The sequence below is a fragment of the Pseudomonas sp. NyZ201 genome (assembly GCF_049860765.1).
Taxonomy (GTDB): domain Bacteria; phylum Pseudomonadota; class Gammaproteobacteria; order Pseudomonadales; family Pseudomonadaceae; genus Aquipseudomonas; species Aquipseudomonas bharatica.
Genome location: NZ_CP187557.1, coordinates 2,586,013 through 2,602,247 on the forward strand (window position 1 = coordinate 2,586,013; position 16,235 = coordinate 2,602,247).

General features: G+C 64.3%; 11 protein-coding genes and 1 tRNA gene. 4 read left to right on the forward strand and 8 right to left on the reverse strand.

Translation table 11 applies throughout. The features are described from left to right. Positions 1–8: 8 nt before the first annotated feature. Complete coding sequence (fdnG, locus tag ACPFMA_RS11485; RefSeq protein ID WP_425930219.1) at positions 9–3,059, reverse strand: formate dehydrogenase-N subunit alpha; 3,051 nt, start codon at positions 3,057–3,059, stop codon at positions 9–11. 302 nt (positions 3,060–3,361) lie between these two features. On the opposite strand from fdnG, the gene ACPFMA_RS11490 reads away from it, so the two are divergent. After that, positions 3,362–3,709, forward strand: coding sequence for a hypothetical protein (locus ACPFMA_RS11490; RefSeq protein WP_009401476.1), 348 nt, complete (start codon positions 3,362–3,364; stop codon positions 3,707–3,709). Between the two features lie 119 nt (positions 3,710–3,828). After that, positions 3,829–4,731, forward strand: a complete 903-nt coding sequence (locus ACPFMA_RS11495) for a universal stress protein (protein WP_425930220.1) — start codon at positions 3,829–3,831, stop codon at positions 4,729–4,731. Positions 4,732–4,773: 42 nt separating this feature from the next. On the opposite strand, the gene ACPFMA_RS11500 is transcribed toward ACPFMA_RS11495, so the two are convergent. Continuing rightward, a complete protein-coding gene (locus tag ACPFMA_RS11500) occupies positions 4,774–6,480 on the reverse strand; it encodes an amidase (protein ID WP_420057288.1) in 1,707 nt (568 codons plus the stop codon). A 304-nt stretch (positions 6,481–6,784) separates the two neighbouring features. Beyond that, positions 6,785–6,859: transfer RNA gene (locus tag ACPFMA_RS11505), tRNA-Gln, on the reverse strand. Positions 6,860–7,185: 326 nt separating this feature from the next. Here ACPFMA_RS11505 and ACPFMA_RS11510 point away from each other — a divergent pair. After that, on the forward strand, positions 7,186–7,812 hold the full coding sequence (locus tag ACPFMA_RS11510) for a LysE family translocator (RefSeq protein ID WP_420057290.1): 627 nt from the start codon (positions 7,186–7,188) through the stop codon (positions 7,810–7,812). Positions 7,813–7,913: 101 nt separating this feature from the next. Beyond that, positions 7,914–8,783, forward strand: coding sequence for a helix-turn-helix domain-containing protein (locus tag ACPFMA_RS11515; protein WP_425930221.1), 870 nt, complete (start codon positions 7,914–7,916; stop codon positions 8,781–8,783). Positions 8,784–8,904: 121 nt separating this feature from the next. On the opposite strand, the gene ACPFMA_RS11520 is transcribed toward ACPFMA_RS11515, so the two are convergent. The 5 genes from ACPFMA_RS11520 to ACPFMA_RS11540 form a co-directional block, all read right to left on the reverse strand. Next, a complete protein-coding gene (locus tag ACPFMA_RS11520) occupies positions 8,905–10,200 on the reverse strand; it encodes an NAD(P)/FAD-dependent oxidoreductase (protein ID WP_425930591.1) in 1,296 nt (431 codons plus the stop codon). A 14-nt stretch (positions 10,201–10,214) separates the two neighbouring features. Then, positions 10,215–11,300 carry a polyamine ABC transporter substrate-binding protein gene (locus ACPFMA_RS11525; RefSeq protein ID WP_420057293.1) on the reverse strand — a complete coding sequence of 362 codons (1,086 nt, stop codon included), beginning with the start codon at positions 11,298–11,300 and terminating at the stop codon, positions 10,215–10,217. Between the two features lie 46 nt (positions 11,301–11,346). Then, positions 11,347–12,705 (reverse strand): glutamine synthetase family protein, encoded by a 1,359-nt coding sequence (locus ACPFMA_RS11530; protein ID WP_009401483.1) that lies wholly within the window; start codon positions 12,703–12,705, stop codon positions 11,347–11,349. A gap of 577 nt (positions 12,706–13,282) precedes the next feature. Then, positions 13,283–15,475 (reverse strand): OsmC domain/YcaO domain-containing protein, encoded by a 2,193-nt coding sequence (locus tag ACPFMA_RS11535; protein ID WP_425930222.1) that lies wholly within the window; start codon positions 15,473–15,475, stop codon positions 13,283–13,285. Positions 15,476–15,580: 105 nt separating this feature from the next. After that, positions 15,581–16,177: a nucleotidyltransferase family protein gene (locus ACPFMA_RS11540; protein ID WP_420057295.1), complete on the reverse strand. Its 597-nt coding sequence runs from the start codon at positions 16,175–16,177 to the stop codon at positions 15,581–15,583. Positions 16,178–16,235 lie beyond the last annotated feature (58 nt).

A 16,235-nucleotide genomic window follows, 5' to 3' on the forward strand; every position in this document is an offset into this window, starting at 1 on the left:
ATGCTCCCTCAGACCTTTTCCACGTTCACGAGAAACGCCTTGTATTCAGGCGTGTGGGTATTGGAGTCGCCGACGCCCGGGGTCAGGGTGTTGGCCAGGAAGCCCTTGCGCGTGCTGCCTTCGTAGCCCCAGTGGCAAGGGATGCCGATGGTGTCCACTGCCTGGCCGTCGATGGTCAGGCGCTGGATGCGCTTGGTCACCACCGCCCTGGCCTTGATGTAGCCGCGCTGGGTGCTGACCTTGACCCGGTCGCCCTGGGCGATGCCTTTCTCGGCCGCGAGGGTTTCGCCGATCTCGATGAATTGCTCCGGCTGGATGATCGCGTTGAGCCGCGAGTGCTTGGTCCAGTGGCGGAACAGCTCGGTGATCGAGTAGGTGGTGGCGACGTAGGGGAAGTCCTCGCGCTTGCCCATCCGTGAACGGTCGTGCGGGTAGATCCGTGCGGTCGGGCAGTAGGTCACGCCCGGGTGCAGCGGGTTGCTCGCCAGCGGGCTTTCGGTCGGCTCGTAGTGCTCGGGGAACGGCCCGTCGTTGAGGGCACCTACCGAGAACAGCCGGCCCACGCCTTCGGGCAGCATGATGAACGGGCTGGTGGCGGTGCCGGGGGCGATGGTCGGGGCGAAGTCGGGCACGTCGATGCCGCTCCAGCGCGCGCCGTCCCAGGCGATCAACTGGCGTTCCGGGTCCCACGGCTTGCCCGCCGGGTCCGCCGAGGCGCGGTTGTAGAGCACGCGGCGGTTCTGCGGCCAGGCCCAGGCCCAGCCGGGGGTGTTGCCCAGGCCCACGTCGGTGTTGTCGCGGCGGGCCATCTGGTTGCCCTGTTCGGTCCAGGAACCGGCGAAGATCCAGTTGAAGCACACCGTGCTGCCATCGTCGCGCAACTGGCCGAAGTCGTTGAGCAACTGACCCTTGCGCAGGATCAGGTTGCCCTGGTCGTCGTGCAGGTCGGCCAGGGCGCGGCCGTTGGATTCCTTGGCCACTTCCTCGGGCTTGGGATCGCGCGGGTCGGCGTAGTCCCAGGCCATGTTGAGGATCGGCGCAGGGTTGGCGCCGCCTTCCTGCTCGTACAGTTCGCGGATCTTCATGAACAGGTGGCCGAGGATCTTGCCGTCGTGCCAGGCCTCGCCGGGTGGCGCGGCGCCCGCCCAGTGCCATTGCAGCCAGCGCGAGGAGTTGACGATGGAGCCGTCTTCCTCGGCGAAGCAGGAGGAGGGCAGGCGGAACACTTCGGTCTGGATCGCCGCGGTATCGACGTCATGCTCCTCGCCGTGGTTCTTCCAGAAGCTCGAGGTCTCGGTGGCCAGCGGGTCGATGATGACCAGGAACTTGAGTTTCGCCAGTGCCTCCTGGGCCTTGTTCTTGTCCGGGAAGGCCGCCACCGGGTTGAAGCCCTGGGCGATGTAGCCGTTGACCTTGCCTTCGTACATGCGGTTGGTGAAGTTGATGACGTCGTAGCTGTCGTCCCACTTCGGCAGCCAGTCGAAGCCCCAATCGTTGTCCTTGGTGGCCTTGTCGCCCCAGAAGCTCTTCATCATGCTGACGAAGAATTTCGGGGTGTTCTTGTAGTAGTTGACCTGGTCGGCCTGCACCGCGCTCGGGGTGGTTTGCTTGAGGTAGGTGGCAAGGTCCGTCTGCGCATCGGACGGCAGGTTCATGTAGCCCGGCAGGCGCAGCGAGAGCAGGCCGAGGTCGGTATAGCCCTGGATGTTGGAGTGGCCGCGCAGGGCGTTGACGCCGCCGCCGGCCATGCCGATATTGCCCAGCAGCAACTGGAGCATGCCCGCGCCGCGGATCATCTGCGCGCCGTTGGTGTGGTGGGTCCAGCCGAGGGCGTAGAGGAAGGTGGCGGTCTTGTCCGGGGCGCTGGTTTCGCCAATGATCGCGCAGATCTGCAGGAAGTCGTCCTGCGGCGTGCCGCAGACCTTGCTGACCATCTCCGGCGTATAGCGCGAGACGTGCTGCTTGAGCAGGTTCCACACGCAGCGCGGGTGAGCGAGGCTCGGGTCGCGTTTGGCGAAGCCGTTCTCGTCCAGTTCGTAGTTCCACGAGGCGCGATCGTAACTGCGCTTGCCCGCGTCGTAGCCGCTGAACAGGCCTTCGTCGAAGCGGTAGTCCTCGCGCACGATCAGGCTGGCGTTGGTGTAGGCCCGCACGTACTCGTGCTGGACCTTATCGTGGCTGATCAGCCAGTTGACCATGCCCATCAGGAAGGTCACGTCGGAGCCGGCGCGGATCGGCGAGTAGATATCCGCCACCGCGGCGCTGCGGTTGAAGCGCGGGTCTACCACGATGACCTTGGCGCCGTTGCGGATCTTCGCCTCGATCACCCACTTGAAGCCCACCGGGTGCGCTTCGGCGGGGTTGCCGCCCATGATCATGACCACGTTGGCGTTCTTGATATCGACCCAGTTGTTGGTCATGGCGCCGCGGCCGAAGGTCGGCGCCAGCGCCGCGACGGTCGGCGCATGGCAGACCCGTGCCTGGCTGTCGGTGCCGAGGATGCCCAGGGCGCGGGTGAAGCGCTGGTCGAGAGAGCCGGTTTCGCTGCTGGCCGCCGAGGAGCAGAGCATGCCGGTGCTGAGCCAGCGGTTGACCGTGGTGCCCTTGGCGTTCTTCTCGATGAAGTTAGCGTCGCGGTCGTCCTTCATCAGGCGGGCGATGCGTTCGATGGCGTATTCCCAGCTGACCCGCTGCCATTTGTCCGAGCCCGGGGCGCGGTATTCGGGGTACAGCAGGCGCTGTTCGCTATGGATGTAGTCCACCAGGCCGGCACCCTTGGGGCACAGCGAGCCGCGGCTGACCGGGTGATCCGGGTCGCCTTCGATATGGAAGATCCGCGCCTTGGCGTTCTTCGCGCCGTCGCCGAGGCTGTACATCAGCAGGCCGCAGCCCACCGAGCAGTAGGTGCAGTTGTTGCGGGTTTCCTTGGCCCGCAGCAGCTTGTACTGGCGCGACTGGGTCGCCTGGGCCATGCCCGGGGCAAAACCCAGGGTGGCGCAGGTCGCGGTGGCGGCGCCCACGGTGCACAGTTTGAAGAACTGTCGTCTACCCAGTCCCATGATCATCTCCTTGTTACGGCCGGGCCGACGCGACAGCCGCGCACAGGCGTGCGCGCCGGTCAAAGCGGCGGGATCGGTCAGTGGTGTTCAGGCCAAAGCAGGCAGGAAAGGCGGCCCGGCCCATTCTTTCGAGGGCCTGGGCAACGCATTCGCGGGGAGTCTATGTCCATATCTTTTGTGTGACTAATCGAGTGTGACGATCAGTTGATCGATGTCATCTATTGGCACAAAAAAACAAGGGTTTTCGGGGCGGGCGGTGGCGGTGCTAAAGTCGCTCCTTTTTTGCGTCGAAGAGGTGAAACATGCGTAGTGCCCTGGCTTTGCTCGCCGCCACCCTGCTGGCGGGCTGCGCCTCGTCGGCGATGAACACGGCCCGTTCCGGCCAGCCGGACAGGATTATCAATTCGACCAAAGAAGCAGCCAAGGTCGCCGAATGCGTGCAGTTCAGCTGGCAGGACGAGGCGGTATTCGGCGTGGATGCCAGCGGCTACCTGGAGCGTACGGCCCAGGGCATCACCGTCTCGACCCGGGGTGGCGAGTATTTCACCGATATTTCGCCGTCGGGCAGCGGCAGCGTGATCAAGTTCTACGCGCAGAAGGACGATGCCCTGGCCCGGCGCCGTATGGCGGCTCTGGCTACCTGTCTGTAAACCCCGGCTTATACTCAGGCTGCGACACCGGCGGCATGCCGGTGTCGTCGCTTCGGTCGTCCTGGCCGGAGCGCGTTGATCGTTCCGCGGCAAACGGACAACCCGCCAGGAGGTGTCTTATGAGCCCGTATCAACGCCTGTTCATGATCGCCTCGCCGACCCTGCGCCATACCCCGGCCATGGAGCGTGCGGTGGCGATCGCCAGGGCCACCGACGCGGCCCTGCATATCGCGGTGTTTCTCGAAGAGGGTGACCTGCTCGGGCGCATGGCTGCAGGCACGGCGCTGCGCCAGGCGATGGAGCGGGACGCCTGGACCTGGCTGCGCGACGAGGCCGGGCAGTTGCGTCATGACGGCCTGGAGGTCAGTTGCGAAGTGCAGGTGAGCCGGCAGGTGATCCGCGACATGCTCGAGCATGTCGAAGACATGCAGCCCGACCTGGTGATCAAGGACGTGCACCACGAATCGGCCTTGCGCCGGGTTTTCCTCACACCGCCGGACTGGCAGTTGCTGCGTGACTGCACGGCGCCGCTGCACCTGGTCAGCGATCTGCGTTGCCCATTGCCCAGGGTGGTGATCGCCGCGCTGGATACCCTGCACCCGGACAGCCAGCACACGCGGATCAACCAGCGGGTGATGGCGCAGGCCAGCGCCCTGGCGATCCAGTGCGAGGCCGAACTGCATCTGCTGCATGCCTGGGACGTGGCGCAGACCCGGGTCGCCGATTTCGGAGCGGGTGCGGTGACCATGCCGGGATTCAACCATGAAGTCAGGCGTTCGGCGCAATTGGCCTTCGAGCACCTGGCCCAGGCCCACGGTGTACCGGAAAGCCACCGGCACTTCGTCAGCGGGCCGGCGCCGCTGGCGATCGCCGAGTACGCCGGCCAGCATCGGGCCGACGTGATCGTCATGGGCAGCAGCCAGCGCCGGGGGGCGGCGGGGCTGCTGGGCAGTACCACCGAGCATGTGCTGCAGCATCTGCCGTGCAATGTGCTGGCGGTGCGGGGGGAGCCGGGGGATTGAAAGGCGGGCTCCCGCAAGGAAATGACCTTGCGGGAGCGGGCCTTAGCCGCGCAGTGGCGGGGTACGCGGCGGGATCATCCGGCGGTTGCCGGTGGCCTCGAACGCCGCCCCCAGCTTCAGCAGGTTGGCATCGTCATAGGCCTTGCCGGCGAAGGTCAGGCCCACCGGCATGCCGATATCGGCCATCACGCCCATCGGTACGGTAACGGTCGGCACGCCCAGGTGACGGATCGCCAGGTTGCCGTTGGCGACCCAGACCCCGTTGCTCCAGGCGATGTCCGCCGACTCCGGGTTGACGTCGGCGTCCGCCGGGCCGACATCGGCCACGGTGGGGAACAGCACGGCGTCCAGGCCGTTCGCGTCCATCCAGTCTTCCAGGTCCAGCTTGCGGGTCGCCTCCAGGCCGCGCAGGCCGTCCGGCACGGTCGGGATCTCGTTCCACGGGGTGATGCCGCGTTCGGCCATCTTCACGTATTCGTCCATGCCGGCGGCAAGGTCGCCTTCGCGGTTGGGCAGGGTGCCCGGGTCGTGCGGGAAGATCTTCGGCCCGTCGACATCCACCAGGCGATTCAACTTCGGATCGCCGTTGGCCCGCAGGAAGTCGTCGAAGGCCCAGGCGGTCAGGTCCCAGAGTTCATGATGGAGAAACGCCTTGGACACGATGCCGCGATTGAATACGGTCGGCGCGCCCGGACGGTCGCCCTCGCAGTTGGAGACCAGCGGGAAGTCCGTTTCGATCACCTCGGCACCTGCCGCTTCGAGGGCCTGGCGTGCCTGCTTCCACAACTCGATCACCGAGGCGCGGGTGTGGATGCGCTGGCCGGTCGGGCCGCCGATCCCGGGTGCCTCGGACGTACCCGCGGCTTCATCGGCATTGATGTACATGCGTGGCACGCCGAGGCGCTTGCCAGCCAGTGCGCTGCTGCCCACCGCCAGATCGGCATAGGACGCCGGGCGTACCGAGGCCACGCTCGGGATCGGCACCCAGGGCTGCAGGCGCCACAGGTCGCCGCGGGTGTCGGGGTCTTCGGCGACCACGACATCCAGCACTTCCAGCAGGTCGGCCATGGTCCGCGCATAAGGCACCACCACGTCCATGGTCGGCGTCAGCGGCCAGTTGCCGCGTACCGAAATCACCCCACGGGATGGGGTATAGGCACACAGGCCGTTGTTCGATGCCGGGCCACGACCGCTCGACCAGGTTTCCTCGGCCAGGCCGAAGGCGGAGAAGCTGGCGGCAGTGGCGGTACCGGCGCCGTTGGACGAGCCGGAAGCGAACGGGGCGGTCAGGTACGCGGCGTTGTACGGGCTTTCCGCACGGCCGTAGACACCGCGCTGCATTCCGCCGTTGGCCATGGGCGGCATATTGGTCTTGCCCAGGCAGATCGCCCCGGCGGCGCGCAGGCGCTCGATGGTGAAGGCGTCACGGTAGGCCACCAGGTCAGCGAAGGCCGGGCTGCCGGAAGCGGCGGTCAGGCCCTTGACCAGGTAGCTGTCCTTGGCGGTATAGGGAATACCGTCCAGCGGGCCGAGGGTTTCGCCACGGGCACGACGGGCATCGGAGGCTTCGGCTTCTTTCAGGGCCTCGGGATTGCGCACGACGACCGCGTTGAGCGCGGTGGCAGTGTCTGCGCCGTCGTAGGCATCGATCCGGGCAAGGTAGGCCTTGACCAGCTCGACCGCAGTGGTCTGGCCGGACTCGAGTGCGGCACGCAGTTGGGCAATGGAAACTTCGGTGACCTCGATCATGCAGCTTGCTCCGGTGGCTGACAGGTAACAGGGAAGAGGATTCCCTCACGCAGGGACATCACGCTTTTCAAATTGTTTTCTCGTTGGATACCCCGTTGTGCGGCTTTACACAACGGCTGGGCCTAAAGCGGGTGATATTTTTAACACTTGGCGATCAACAAGGGAATGGGGCGCGATGCAAACCCAATGATTTAGCCGATAGGCCGCACTGTACGTTGTGAGTGTGTCGAAAAATACGAACAGTTGATCGCCGTATGCCTAGGGCATCGGAATCAAGAGAGGAGGGAGGAACTAGAAGAGAAAATGGCAGGGGCGGCTGGATTCGAACCAACGCATGGCAGGATCAAAACCTGCTGCCTTACCGCTTGGCGACGCCCCTGTTGCGACGGACAAAAGCTTGTCCTGATGCAGATCCCGCTGCTGGTCAACTGAGTGTCCGTCGCGGGATGGGCGGCAATTTAACAAGATTTGTTACGCCTGGGAAGTTTTTTTTCACGGAAAAGCGTTTTTAAACAGCGACTTAGTTGGAAGGGATAGAGCAGGTCCGATCTGCGCGGACTTTGTGGGAGCGGGTTCACCCGCGATTGCGTCGGTGAATCCACTACCGCAATCGCGGGTGAACCCGCTCCCACAAAGTCCGCGTTGCTTTGCAAATCAGGTAGAGTCCCATCACCCAGGACCTTTCCACACTTCAAGGAGGATGCAATGTTCCCCATCGACATCTGGCTCGCCTACACCGCCGCCTGCCTGCTGCTGGTGATTTCACCCGGCCCCGACAACCTCCTGGCCATCGGCCGCGGCCTGAGCCAGGGCCGCCTGGCCGCCATTGTCTCCGGCGTTGCGTCCGGTACCGGCATCCTGTTCCACACCACCACCGCAGCCCTGGGCCTGACCCTGCTGATGCAGACCTCCGCCGTGGCCTTTTGGGTAGTGAAGATCATCGGCGCCGGCTACCTGCTGTGGCTGGGGATCAAGGTGCTGCGCTCGCGCAACCTGATCAACTTCGCCCCGGCGGCCAGGCAACCGCTGCGCACCATTTTCCTCACCGGCTTCCTCTCCGCGGCACTCAACCCCAAGCCCGGGCTGTTCGTGCTGGCCTTCATTCCGCAGTTCGTCAATCCGCAACTGGGTTCGGTGACGGTGCAGATGCTGGTCTACGGGCTGTGGTTCGCCTTGCTCACTGCCGTCGGCTTTGCCCTGATGGGCGTATTCGCCTCGACCTTGACCCGTGCCATCCGTAATCGCCCCAAGGTGGTCAACGGCTTGAATATCGGCGCCGGGGTGACCTTTGTCGCCTCCGGCGTCTCGGTGGTGGCATTGAATCAGAAATAAGCGGCCGATCATCACGGCGGCTTTGACCGGGTTTACCCGCGTTCATTATTCTTGACGGCGTTTGGCCGATCAGTATTGGAATAAAAACCCAAGGTGCGTGCATGACAATCAAGGTCCTGGAGGCTCATGAGGTAAACGAGCACCGCGTTGCCCTGCCGGGCTGGCAGGAGCAGTACACGCAGATGTCGTCCGGGCGCTTCCAGGGGCGCCTGGTGCATGCCCAGAGCGCCGGCCTGGAGCTGTACGAGGAACGCATGAACCTGCGGGTCGAGCAGGAATTCCACGCGCCGGCCGATGCCTTGGTGTTCAGCTTCGACATGAGCGACAACGCCCTTTATCTGCTGGACGGCCAGACCCGCAATGCCTGGGTGACCCCCGAGAATTACCGCGAAGTGGCCGTGGTGCTGAAGCAGCCGGCGCGTTGGCAGCATTCGGCGGCGGAATTTCGCCGGTTGGTCCTGCAGCCGTTGCGTCCGACCCGTTGCAAGGCCTTCGCCAGCGCGCTCAGCGAGGTGCTCGCCGAAGCGGTACGCGGCCAGGTGGATGTGGCGGCGCCGGGGTTTGCCCGGGAGATCGCCGATGGCTGCTTCCAATTGCTCGACCAGGCCGTGGAGGTGGACGCTCGCGGACGTGCCGAGTGTCATATGCGCCGGGTGGTCGAGCGGGTCAAGGAAGTGGTCAACGACTGCCCGCAGGACAGCGTTGGCGTGCAGGATCTGGCGGATGCAGCCGGGGTGTCGGTGCGCCAGTTGCAGCAATCCTTCCTGCGCTATGCCGACATGCCGCCGACCGTATGGCTGCGCAACCGGCGCTTGAATGCGGTAAGACGGGACCTGCTGGCGGCAGACCCGGGGCAGGTCACCGTGGCCGAGGTGGCCATGCGCTGGTCGTTCTGGCACCTGGGGCGGTTTTCCCAGGCTTACCATGGGTTGTTCGGGGAGTATCCGAAGGAGACGCTGAAGAAAGGCTGATAAAAGCCCAAAGCACAACGCGGACCCTGTGGGAGCGGGTTCACCCGCGATTACGATGGTGGATACACCGACGTAATCGCGGGTGAACCCGCTCCCACAGGGTCCGCGTAACGGAGGCCAATCAACCAACCATTTCTTTGACCCGATACCACAACATCCCCAGCGCCAGCAGCGGCGAGCGCAGCAGCTTGCCGCCGGGGAAGGTCAGGTGCGGCACTGCGCCGAATACATCCAGCCCCTTGCTCTGTCCGACCGATATGGCCTCCGCCAGCAGTTTCGCCGACCAGTGCGTGACATTCAGCCCATGCCCCGAATAGCCCTGGGCGAAGAACACGTTCGGATGCTCTGCCAAGCGCCCGACCTGTGGGAAGCGGTTGGCGGTGATGCCGATCATCCCGCCCCATTGGTAGTCGATGCGCACGTGGGCCAGTTGCGGGAACACCTTGAGCATCTTCGGCCGCATGTAGGCGCCGATGTCCCTGGGGTCGGTCCCGGAGTAGTGGCAGGCTCCGCCGAACAGCAAGCGCCGGTCGGCGGTGAGCCGGTAGTAATCCAGCCCGACCTTCTGGTCGCACAGCGCCAGGTTCAGCGGAATCAGGCTGGAGGCGACGTCTTCCGGCAACGGCTCGGTGACGATCACATAGCTTCCCGCCGGCAATACCTTGCCACTGAGCTTCGGCTCCAGCTCATCGAGGTGGGCATTGCAGCCCAGTACCAGGCTGTCGGCGCGCACCCGTCCGCGGGCGCAATGCACCACGACCTGGCTGCCATGCTCGATGCGCAGCACCGGGCTCTGCTCGAAGACCTGCACCCCGAGCCGGCCGGCTGCCCGGGCTTCTCCAGTGACCAGGTCAAGCGGGTGCAGATGCCCCGAGCCCATGTCGATCAACCCGCCGGCATAGCAATCGCTGGCGACCACCTGGTGCATGCGCCCGGGCTCCACCAGTTCGATCGGGTGCGGATACCCCGAACCCGCCAGTGACGCGTATTCCTCGCGCATCGCCGCGAACTGCCTCGGGGTATTGGCCAGCTCGCAAAAGCCCCAGCGCAGGTCGCAGTCGATGGCGAACTCGTCGATGCGTTCGGCGACCAGGGTCACCGAGTCCACTCCGGCTCGCTCCAGGTAGCGCACGCCATCTTCGCCGACATAGTTGCCGAAGCCACTGACATCGTGGCCAATGCCACGAATCAGTTGCCCGCCATTGCGCCCGCTGGCGCCCCAGCCGATGCGCCGGGCCTCCAGCAGCACCACCGAGTGCCCGCGCAAGGCCAGCTCCAGCGCGGTGTTGACCCCGGTCAGGCCGCCACCGATCACGCACACATCGGCCTGGATCTCGCCGTCGAGCACAGGGTAGGGCTGGCTGTCGCGGGCGGTGGCGGCGTAGTACGAGGCCGCATGCTCGGCACGTTGCATCATCAAGGGATCTCGACTCATTGGTTGAACTTGACCTTGCTCCAGCTGCGGGTCATCAGGCGCATGATCTTCGGCGACGGGGCCTTGGAGATGTAGAGCTTGTCCAGCACCGCCTGCGGCGGATAGACCTCGGGATTGTTCAGCGTCTCGGGATCGATGAACGGCCTGGAGTCGGCGTTGGCGTTAGGGTAACCCACATAGTCGCTGATCCCGGCGATCACTTTCGGCTCCATCACGTAGTTGATGAACGCCAGGGCCTGGTCGGGGTTCTTCGCGTCGGCGGGTATCGCGATCAGGTCGAACCACAGGTTGCTGCCTTCCTTGGGAATGCTGTAGGCGATCTTCACCCCGTTGCCGGCCTCGCGGGCGCGGTTGGCCGCTTGCAGCACGTCGCCGGAGAAGCCGAAGGCCACGCAGATGTCGCCGTTGGCCAGGTCCGAGATGTACTTGGACGAGTGGAAGTAGGTCACGTAGGGGCGCAGTACCAGCAGGCGCTTCTCGGCCTTGGCGTAGTCCGCCGCGTTGCTGCTGTTGGGGTCCAGGCCCAGGTAGTTGAGGATCGACGGGATCAGCTCGTCGGCCGAGTCCATGAAGGCTACGCCGCATTGTTGCAGCTTCTTCAGGTTTTCCGGCTCGTACAGGGTGGCCCAGGAATCGATATGGTCGACGCCCAGCACCTGCTTGACCTTGTCGACGTTGTAGCCGATGCCGTTGGTACCCCACAGGTAGGGCACCGAGTGGCGGTTGCCGGGGTCGTTCTGTTCGAGCAGCTTGAGCAGGGCCGGGTCCAGGTGCTTCCAGTTCGGCAGCTTGCTGCGGTCCAGTTCGAGGAATACCCCGGCGTCCACCTGGCGGGTCAGGAAGTGGTTGGACGGCACGACGATGTCGTAGCCGGTCTTGCCCGCCAGCAGCTTGCCTTCCAGTGTTTCGTTGGAGTCGAAGACGTCGTACACCGGCTTGATCCCGGTGGCGCCCTCGAAGCCGGCGAGGGTGTCGGGGGCGATGTAGTCGGTCCAGTTGTAGATGCTGACACTGGGCTGCGCGCTGGCCAGCAGCGGCGCGGCGAGCAGGGCGAGAGGGGCAAGACGTTGCAACAGCTTCATGGCGACTCCTGATCCGTTTTTATTGTGGGCGGCGTGGCGATTGCGGTCAGACGCTGAGCAGCAGGAATTCCCGTTCCCAGGAACTGATCACGCGCTTGAAGTTTTCGTGCTCGGTGCGTTTCACCGCGACATAGCCCTGGACGAACTTGCGCCCCAGGTACTGCTCCAGCACCTCGCAGTTCTCCATGGCCGCGAGGGCGTCCTCGATGGTGATCGGCAGGCGCAGGCTGCGGCGCTCGTAGGCGCGGCCCTGGACCGGCGCGCTCGGCTCGATCTTCTCCACCATGCCGAGGTAGCCGCACAGCAGGCTGGCGGCGATGGCCAAATAGGGGTTGGCATCGGCGCCCGGCAGGCGGTTTTCCACGCGCATCGCTTCGGGCGAGGACGGCGGCACGCGCAGGCCGGCGGTACGGTTCTCCTCGCCCCACTCGACGTTGACCGGCGCCGAGGTGTCCGGCAGGAAGCGGCGGAACGAGTTGACGTTCGGCGCGAACATCGGCAGCACCTTGGGGATGTACTTCTGCAGGCCGCCGATGTAGTTGAGGAACAGCTCGCTCATGCTGCCGTCTTCGTTGACGAAGATGTTCCGGCCCGACTCGGCGTCCACCACGCTTTGGTGGATATGCATGGCGCTGCCCGGCTCGTCGGTGATCGGCTTGGCCATGAAGGTCGCCGCCACGTTGTGCTTGAGCGCGGCCTCGCGCATGGTGCGCTTGAACACGGTGATCTGGTCGGCCAGGGACAGGGCGTCGCCGTGACGGAAGTTGATCTCCATCTGCGCCGGGCCGTCCTCGTGGATCAGCGTATCCAGGTCCAGGCCCTGGGCCTCGCACCAGTCGTAGACATCCTCGAACAGCGGGTCGAACTCGTTGGCGGCATCGATGGAAAAGCTCTGCCGACCACTTTCCGGACGCCCCGAGCGGCCGATCGGCGCCTCCAGCGGGAAGTCCGGGTCGCTGCTGCGCTTGGTCAGGTAGAACTCCATTTCCGGCGCGACGATCGGCGTCCAGCCTTTCTGCGCGTACAGGCGCAGCACGCGCTTGAGCACGTTGCGCGGCGACAGCTCGACGGGATTGCCGCGCTTGTCGTAGGTGTCATGAATCACCATCGCGGTGGGCTCGATGGCCCAGGGCACCAGGAAGATCGCCTCCGGGTCGGGGCGGCAGAACATATCGATGTCCGCCTCGTCCAGCAGGTCGTAGTAGATCTCGTCCTCGACGAAATCGCCGGTGACGGTCTGCAGCAGGACGCTCTCCGGCAGGCGCATGCCGCCTTCGGCGAGAAACTTGTTGGTAGGAGAAATCTTGCCGCGGGCGATGCCGGTGAGGTCACTGACAATGCACTCGACTTCGGTGATCTGGTGTTGCTTCAGCCAGGTGCTCAGCTGATGCGCGGGGGTGTTCATGCAAACCTCTGACGGGTTGGTTGGACGGCACGCGACCGGCGTGGGCCGGTGGGCGCATGGCTAGTCTTGGTCAGAGAGGGGAGAGGGTTCTATCCGTTTTCCGCAGGAATGGCGTGTGTCGCTCTTTCGGGCCCTATCGCTGGCAAGCCAGCTCCCACAGGTTCCGAGCCAGCCGCAGATTTTGTGTTCGACACTGACCTTGTGGGAGCTGGCGTTGCCAGCGATTGGTCCGCCCAGACACCATCATTGCCTGTGCCAGCGATAGGGCCCGAAAGAACAGCAACTTTGTTCAAGGCCGGAACGGCTCCGCTCAATACACTCGAGCCCTTCATCGCCAAGGACTACTCATGATTACCTGCCAGGTCCGCTACATCATCGACCCTTGTCAACTACCGGCCTTCGAGTTCTAAGGCACAACGCGTACCCTGTGGGAGCGGGTTCACCCGCGATTGCGGTGCTGAAGTCAGCATAGCAATCGCGGGTGAACCCGCTCCCACAAGGACCTTGCAAATCAAATAGTTATGTTTTGTTCCATGACAGCGTGGCGGCGCTCCGACTTGCCGGCGATGAGGCAATATCAGCCCTTGGCTGCCCGCGCTGCGTGCAGTTTCTTGTAGCTGTCGATCAGGCGCAGGTGCCGGTCCAGGCCTTCCAGTTTCATGCTGGTCGGGGTCAGGCCATGGAAGCGCAGGCTGCCTTCGACCGACGCCAGCACCGCATCCATGCGCGGATTGCCGAACATGCGGCGGAAGTTGACCTCGTAGTCGGCCAGGTCCAGGTCGCTGTCCAGTTCCACTTCCAGCACCACGTTCAGCGCCTGGTAGAACAGCCCGCGCTCGACGGTGTTGTCGTTGTACTGGAGGAACATCTCGACCAGTTCCTTGGCATCGTCGAACTTCTTCAACGCCACCTGGATCAGGATCTTCAATTCCAGCACGGTCAACTGGCCCCACACCGTGTTGTCGTCGAACTCGACACCGATCAGCGTCTTGATCTCGGTGTATTCGTCCAGCTCGGATTCCAGCAGGCGCTCCAGCAGGCTTTCCAGGGCGTCATCGTCGAGGCTGTGCAGGTTGAGGATATCCTCGCGGAAGAACAGCGCCTTGTTGGTGTTGTCCCAGATCAGGTCGTCCACCGGGTAGATTTCCGAATAGCCCGGCACCAGGATGCGGCAGGCCGGGGCGCCGAGGTGGTCGTAGGTGGCCATGTAGACCTCCTTGCCCATGCCTTCGAGGATGCCGAACAGGGTCGCGGCTTCCTCGGCATTGGAGTCTTCGCCGTGGCCGGAGAAGTCCCATTCGACGAACTCGAAATCGGACCTGGCACTGAAGAACCGCCAGGAGACCACGCCGCTGGAATCGATGAAGTGCTCGACGAAGTTGTTCGGCTCCATCAGGGCATGGCTTTCGAAGGTTGGTTGCGGCAGGTCGTTGAGGCCTTCGAAGCTGCGGCCCTGGAGCAGTTCGGTGAGGCTGCGTTCCAGCGCCACCTCGAAGCTCGGGTGGGCACCGAAGGACGCGAACACGCCGCCGGTGCGCGGGTTCATCAGGGTCACGCACATCACCGGGAATTCACCGCCCAGCGAGGCGTCCTTGACCAGCACCGGGAAGCCTTGCTCTTCGAGGCCCTGGATACCGGCGAGGATGCCCGGGTACTTGGCCAGTACCTCCTGCGGCACGTCCGGCAGGGCCAGCTCGCCTTCGAGGATCTCGCGCTTGACCGCTCGCTCGAAGATCTCCGACAGGCACTGCACCTGGGCTTCGGCCAGGGTGTTGCCGGCGGACATGCCGTTGCTCAGGTACAGGTTCTCGATCAGGTTCGACGGGAAATACACCACCTCGCCGTCGGACTGGCGCACATAGGGCAGCGCGCAGATGCCGCGCTCGATATTGCCCGAGTTGGTGTCGTACAGGTGCGAGCCGAGCAGTTCGCCGTCCGGGTTGTAGATGGCCAGGCAATACTCGTCGAGCATGCCCTTGGGCAGGGCGTCGTTGCGCCCCGGCTTGAACCAGCGCTCGTTCGGGTAATGCACGAACTCGGCGTTGGCGATGTCCTCGCCCCAGAACTGGTCGTTATAGAAGAAGTTGCAGTTCAGCCGCTCGATGAATTCGCCCAGGGCCGAGGCCAGCGCGCTTTCCTTGCTCGAGCCCTTGCCGTTGGTGAAGCACATCGGCGACTGCGCGTCGCGGATATGCAAGGACCACACGTTGGGCACGATATTGCGCCAGGAGGCGATCTCGATCTTCATGCCCAGCCCGGCGAGGATCTGCGACATGTTGGCGATGGTCTGCTCCAGCGGCAGGTCCTTGCCCGGAATGAGCGTGCGGGTCTGGCCGTCGAGGCCCGGCATCAACAAGGCCTGGGCGTCGGCGTCGAGGTTCTCCACCTCTTCGATGATGAATTCCGGGCCGGTCTGCACCACCTTCTTCACGGTGCAACGGTCGATGGAGCGCAGGATGCCCTGGCGGTCCTTCTCGGAGATATCGGCGGGAAGCTCCACCTGGATCTTGAAGATCTGGTTGTAGCGGTTTTCCGGGTCGACGATGTTGTTCTGCGACAGGCGGATATTGTCGGTGGGGATGTCGCGGGTCTGGCAGTACAGCTTGACGAAATAGGCCGCGCACAACGCCGAGGAGGCCAGGAAGTAGTCGAACGGACCCGGTGCCGAACCGTCGCCCTTGTAGCGGATCGGCTGGTCGGCGATCACCGTGAAGTCGTCGAACTTGGCTTCGAGTCGGAGGTTGTCGAGAAAATTGACCTTGATTTCCATGCGGGTTCCGTAGCGGGCGAATCGATTTTGGCGGCCATTATCCGGGTTTTCTCCGGGAAGTCTTGTGCTTATTGGCCGGGGCTGCCGGGTGGTGTCTTATGCCACTTATCCGCGGCAGTCAGGGGGCAGATCCACATCCGCGATCACCCCCTGATCGCCGACCTCCACGTTCCGGCAGGCCTCCTGGTGTTGCTCGATGACCCGCCTCCCGCCCTGATCCCCGTCCAGTCCCGCCAGTTCTTCCCAGAACGCTTTCCCGAACACCACCGGATGCCCACGCTGTTCCTCGAACCGCGGTACCAGAATCCGGTCTTCCTTTGCCAGGCCGGCAAGTTGCACCAGCGTTTGCACCTTGACCCAGGGCATGTCCCCCAGCATCACCGCCACCGCCTCGATCCCTGATCCAGATTGCGCGATAGCCCTTGCGCCGGCCGCCAGACTGCGCCCCATGCCTTCGTCGGCGCGCTCGGCACGCACCACCTTCACTCGCCCGGCATCCACCCCCAGCGCCGCCACATCGTCCTCCGGCCGGAGCACCACCCAGACGTCCTCGAACGCCTCCAGCACCCGCGCCAGGGTCGTCTCCAGCAGGCGCGCGCCGCCTGGCAACGGCGCAATCCGCTTGTCGCTGCCAAACCTGCGCCCGCGCCCGGCCGCCAATACCAGCGCTGCGCACCTTCCGGTCAATCCCTTTGAACCCATCTCTTCGCTCCCCGGTCGGACCTGAAAAGCACCAGCATACCTACCGTGAGGCCTTTGT